Raw genomic sequence first — 4,355 nt, forward strand, 5'->3', positions numbered from 1 at the left:
CATACCAAAGAAGCACTCAAGGCCGCCTAAGATGAGTAAAAAGTGCAACTGGTAGAAATACGAAGCAATCATGCGATATGTAGATGAAGTACAAGCATATTCTCCAAAACTAGGGGGTCAAGGCGCAACCGCGCCCTTGACTTGAAACCCGTTGGGAAGTAAAATACGACTAACTTCTAACGATATTTGTAAAAAGTTCTTTGGTGTGTGGGTCCTAAGATACGGCTGGATGCTTATCAAATATTGTTTTTGTTGTCCATGGCAACGCTCGATGTCATGCGTATTACTATACATAGGACAAAAGTTGTCAAAAGCCGTCCCTTCGAAGACAGTACAAGGAGCCTTAGGAGAAAAGATTTGTCTCAATTGAGGCCCCTTACTAACGGTACAAGGAGACATCACCGAATCTGAACTACCGGTCAACCTGAATAACCTCTGCACGAGAAGGGACCTACAGTACCGGTTATTCCGGATAACCCAGATCTAGAAGGGCAGTGGAGTACGCTGAGTGTTAAGCGAAGTTTTCGACGGTATATCTCCTAAGGATGCGTTTTAACCACAAGCTGGGGACCTACGCCATCGGATGGAGGCGGCCAATTCCCAGGGACGATGTGGATAGCCGGAAAGGCTATTTGCACGTAAACAAATATAACCATAGGGAGGAGAAACCATGAGTAAACGCAGCTTAGTATGGGTACTGGTGTTGTTAGTATCGTTTTCTTTGGCCGGCTGTTTTTCCCAGAAAGAGCCGGTCCCCGTCATTGTTGATGAGCACGGCGACCTGACGATGGTATTCGAAGCTACACCGAACATTGATGTGGCCACTAGTAATCCGAACAGGTATGCAGGAGACAACAATCGCCTCTACAAACTAGATCACGAAGAGGCCTATGTGGTCTACCAGGTTCCTGGATTTCCCGACGGTAATTTCACCGGTTTTGAAGTGGTGACCTGGTACAACAAAGACTTCGATGTGGCCTACCCTGGACCTATGTCCTTTGCGGTCTCTAGCGATAATATCCAATACACAGTCCTGTCCAATGTCACCGAGGAATGGCAATCTGTGTCCGGGACGACCTGGCGAAAGGTAGTGTGGTCCTGTCACAATTTGCCAGCCGAGACCAAATACCTGAAGATCATCTTTGGTGATACATCCCAAAACAGGGCCGCCTGGATGATCCAAATCGGCCGGACCACGCTATACTATGCGATCACTGAGAACTAAGGGGGAAACACTGTGAGTAGGCTGAAATTGATCCTGTTGGTACTATTGCCCGCATCCTTACTATTTACAGGGTGTTTAACGGAGGAGGGCCCCGATCTCCCAGGGGTGGTTTCCATCGTAGATGAACATGCAGACCTGGAGCAGGTTTTTGCCGCCACACCGAACATCGCCCTCACCACCACCTATCCCCAACGGTATGCGGGAGATGATACCCGGTTTTACAAAACTAGCCACGAAGAAGCCTATGTGATATACCAAGTGCCTAGCTTTCCCTTCGGCAGTTTTACCGGCTTCGAAGTGGTGACCTGGTACAACAAAGACTTCGATGTGGCCTACCCTGGAGATATGTCCTTTGCGGTCTCTAGCGATAATATCCAATACACAGTCCTGTCCAATGTCACCAAGGAATCGCAATCTGTGTCCGGGACGACCTGGCGAAAGGTAGTGTGGTCCTGTCACAATTTGCCAGCCGAGACCAAATACCTGAAGATCATCTTTGGTGATACATCCCAAAACAGGGCCACCTGGATGATCCAAATGGGACGCACCACCCTACATTATACCCTCGATGTCCAATCGGCTTTACAGGGAGAAATTGAGCTGGCCCAGAGCCTTCTGCAGTCCCGTCCCCTGGAGTTGTCCCCGGCCGCCTTGGACCACCTCCTTGGGGTGCTAGAAAGGGCCAAAGCTATCGCCACCAACGATAAGGCCACCGGTGATGAACGGATGGCGGTTTATCAAGAGCTAAAGCAGGCCTATGCCGATGCGCTAGAGAGCAAGGCCTACTTACTTAGCTGGGGTAATGATGCCACTATTTCCCTCGCGGAGCGGACCATGACTTCCCTATCCATCAGCTGGCCCCATATTCAAGAACTGGCTAGCTATCCGGAAGTGGAGTATACTGTGTATGTAGATGGTAAGCCCGTCGGCACCATCAACGAACCCCGTTACCAGATTGACAATCTCAAACCCCAATATCCCTATGAAGTGGGCATTGTCGCTAAAGCGCAAGGAGTTGAATCCCCGATGCTTGGTCCGGTCCGTCTCTCGACAGCGGAGGTTCCTCCGGTACCTCCAGTGGACTTCAGTACCATTAGTGTGGACGATTTTGAAGACGAGGACTTCCTCTCACCGCTGGTCTGGATTAACGATCGGCGCCATTTGCTGTACTACTTCACCCATCTCCACGAAGTGGCCAATGCGGTGCGGTTAGAGGAACCAAATCGCGGCTTTTTCGATATTATCGTTCATCGTAACCCCGCAGATAACAAACCATACAACGCGCGGGTGCAGGAAAACCAATTATGGTTGGCCTACTTCTACTCCCGCAAGGCCGATTGGAACCCCTATTATGGCATGCCGGAACTAAGGGTACGCTGGGAAGCAGCAGTGGAGCATTTCTTAACTCTCCAAGGCCCCAACGGCCTGTTTTCTGAGTATGGCTACGGCCAGTACAACCTCGCGGCCACGTCCTTTGGGCTTCAGTTCCTAATGCAATCCATCCGGCTGCTCAACGAAGCCAAGGAAAGGGATCCAGACTTTCCCTTCATCGATGAGGATCTGTACGAAAGAATTATGGCCGCCTCCCGGAAGGCCATCTTAGCCATGCTCAATGATCCGGCGGCCTGGAACCAAGGGCGCGGCTACTCCAACCAGTATACCCTTGTCTGGTCATTGACCATGGCCTATCTGGAATGGGCCCCGGAGCCCGCCCTTGAACAGCGGTTGATCGAGCGCTTCCGCCAGTCTGGGGAGGAGTTTATCAGCCCAGCTGGTTTCTACTACGAAGCCAATGGTCTGGACATGGGCTACAATCTCTCGGTGCACCTGCAGAACTTAATCGGCGATTACAATTACATGCGCAACACCGAATACCTCCAAGATCTGGTGGAAAAGGAAAGCAAGTTCTTTGACTGGTTGTCTTACAACCTCGTCATTGAGCCCGACGGTTCCTACTTCACCACCAACTCCGCCCCCAGCAAACGGCAAGCTTCGGTAACCTTCGATCGAAAAGATATCCCCTTAGCGGAAGTCTTGCCCATTGCCCGGGCCTTTGTCCGCACCAAAGAAGAGGTGGAAGCGGAGATCGCCGCAGCCAAAGAACAGAGCACCCTTGGCCGTTGGCCTAATGTTCCCGACCTTAGATACACCGGTGGTAATTCCTACAATCCCTACGGCGTCTACAACCGGATCATGTACAATTACCACCCCACCAACGCAGAACGGGCCGAGGCCATAGGGATGCTACCCTACATCAAGTACGACACGTTCAATCACCAACGGGTCGACGATCGGTCTCCACTGGCTTTCACCTACATCCGGCGCCCCAGCTACTACGCCATCTTCAATGCTGGACAGAGTCAAGCGGCCCAGCAGGCCTTTGGACTGGGAATCCTCTGGCATCCCGAGATGGGCATTCTGTCCGCAAGCCATACCGAAACCAGTAACAGAAATAGCAGCCGGGGCCTTTCCTGGGGCACCCGGGAAAAGAACAGCGTCCGTGTTTACGAAACCCAACAGGTGCTGCCCACATATTTCCTAGATGGCGTAGCCTTCACCCCCACCGTGGGAGTAAAAGATCTACCCCCAGGTGAATTGAGTCTGACCTATCCTTTGGGCAATCGCGGCAACAAAACCGTCACCTTTAAAGACGACCGCATCGAGGTTACCGTTGCACATCAGGGTGCCTTCGAAGAGCGTATCCCCTTACTTCTCACCGAAACCGATCGTCTGGATATAACGCCAGGTCAAGCCACTTTGACTAGGGGTGGTCACCAACTGATCATCACTTTCCCTGCTACCGTAGAACCAAAGGTCCAGACGATGAGTTTCACCCAGTACCAACACAGGATGCATGTGTTGACACTGAACACCGAAGGTGAGCTCAGCTACACCATCAGGATTGATTAATGATTAACGCATTAACCGGGATGCTTAGGCATCCCGGTTAATGCGTTGGACAAACTTGATTCAATGGATCGAAATGTGTTTGTCACAGATGGATCCACAAGGATCCCCTCACTTAACAGAACCGCCCCTTACCAGATGAATTCGGTAGTATCTGTGACCACGCCTAGGCACCGAAGGGCCGCTGAAATTTTCCTGGATCTGCGGAAATCCTGTCATGGAG

The 4,355-nt window shown here is 51.4% G+C and carries 2 protein-coding genes; both read left to right on the forward strand.

Translation table 11 applies throughout. The annotated features are described in order from the left end of the window. Positions 1–670: 670 nt before the first annotated feature. A complete protein-coding gene (locus GXX57_09615; protein ID HHV44904.1) occupies positions 671–1,225 on the forward strand; it encodes a hypothetical protein in 555 nt (184 codons plus the stop codon). A gap of 12 nt (positions 1,226–1,237) precedes the next feature. Continuing rightward, positions 1,238–4,135: a fibronectin type III domain-containing protein gene (locus tag GXX57_09620; protein HHV44905.1), complete on the forward strand. Its 2,898-nt coding sequence runs from the start codon at positions 1,238–1,240 to the stop codon at positions 4,133–4,135. Positions 4,136–4,355 lie beyond the last annotated feature (220 nt).

Source organism: Bacillota bacterium (assembly GCA_012839765.1).
Classification (GTDB): Bacteria; Bacillota; Limnochordia; order DUMW01; family DUMW01; genus DUMW01.

What these genes read in the sequence shown, in the direction of transcription:
- GXX57_09615 (HHV44904.1), top strand. Translation starts at nt 671, where the DNA reads ATGAGTAAACGCAGCTTAGTATGGGTACTGGTGTTGTTAGTATCGTTT.